We start from the raw sequence: 1298 nt of genomic DNA, 5'->3' as shown, positions 1-1298 counted from the left end.
TCCCCGCCGCGGAACGGGCCGCGACGCTGCGCCGCGCCGCCCGCGCGCTGGCCGCCGCCCGCGGGACGCTGCTGTCGGTGATGCTGCACGAGGCGGGCAAGACCGTCGCCGAGGCCGACCCCGAGATCTCCGAGGCCGTCGACTTCGCCGCCTACTACGCCGAGCGCGCCGCCGAGCTCGACGGCGCCCCGTTCACCCCGGACCGGGTCGTGGCCGTGACCCCGCCCTGGAACTTCCCGGTCGCGATCCCGCTCGGCGGCTGCCTCGCCGCGCTCGCCGCGGGCGCCCCGGTGCTGCTCAAGCCCGCCCCGCAGGTCCGCGAGTGTGCCGAGGCCGGCGTGGCCGCGCTGCACCGCGGCGGGATCCCGCGTGACGCACTGCAGCTGCTGCCCACCGACGAGGCCGACGCCGGACGCCGGCTCGTCACCCACCCCGGGATCGACCGGGTCGTGCTCACCGGCTCGTCGGAGACCGCCGCGCTGTTCCGGTCCTGGCGGCCCGACCTGAACCTCGTCGCCGAGACCAGTGGCAAGAACGCGCTGGTCGTCACCCCCGCCGCCGACCCGGACCTCGCCGTCGCCGACCTCGTGCGCTCGGCGTTCGGGCACGCCGGGCAGAAGTGCTCCGCGGCGTCGCTGGCCATCCTCGTCGGCCCCGCCGCGACCGGCTCGGCCACCGGGAGGCGGCTGCGCCGCCAGCTCGTCGACGCCGTCTCCACCCTGCGCGTCGGTCCCGGCACCGACCTCGCGACGACCATGGGCCCGCTCATCGAGGCGCCCTCGGCGAAGCTGCACCGGGCGCTGACCACGCTGGAGCCGGGGGAGCGGTGGCTGGTGCGCCCGCGCCGCGTCTCGGAGACGGTGTGGACACCGGGCGTGCGGGCCTGGGTGTCGCCGGGCAGCTGGTTCCACCGCACCGAGTGCTTCGGCCCGGTGCTCGGCCTGATGGCCGCCCGCGACCTCGACGAGGCGATCGCCTGGCAGAACGACACCGGCTTCGGCCTCACCGGCGGCATCCACTCCCTCGACCCCGACGAGATCGCGCACTGGCTCGACCGCGTCGAGGTCGGCAACGCCTACGTCAACCGGCACATCACCGGCGCGATCGTGCAGCGCCAGTCCTTCGGCGGCTGGAAGGGCTCGGTGCTCGGCCCGGGCGCCAAGCCCGGCGGACCCAACTACGTCGCCCAGTTCGGTACCTGGCACGACGGCGACCTCCCCGGGCCGGGACCGACGTCCGGCCCGGCCGCGGACCGCGTCCTGGCCGCGGCGGCCGACCTCGACCCGGCCGCCCGCGAC

Annotated in this window: 1 protein-coding gene; it reads left to right on the top strand. The window is 76.9% G+C overall.

Annotated features, from left to right (window positions below):
* Window positions 1–1298: aldehyde dehydrogenase family protein (locus GTW08_RS26425; protein ID WP_161152679.1), on the top strand; the 1298-nt coding region annotated here is incomplete at both ends.

The sequence above is a fragment of the Pseudonocardia sp. SID8383 genome (genome assembly GCF_009864975.1).
GTDB classification, from domain to species: Bacteria; Actinomycetota; Actinomycetes; order Mycobacteriales; family Pseudonocardiaceae; genus Pseudonocardia; species Pseudonocardia alni.
Note: the sequence above shows the minus strand (reverse complement) of the source record. Positions and strands in the feature narration are given on the sequence as shown.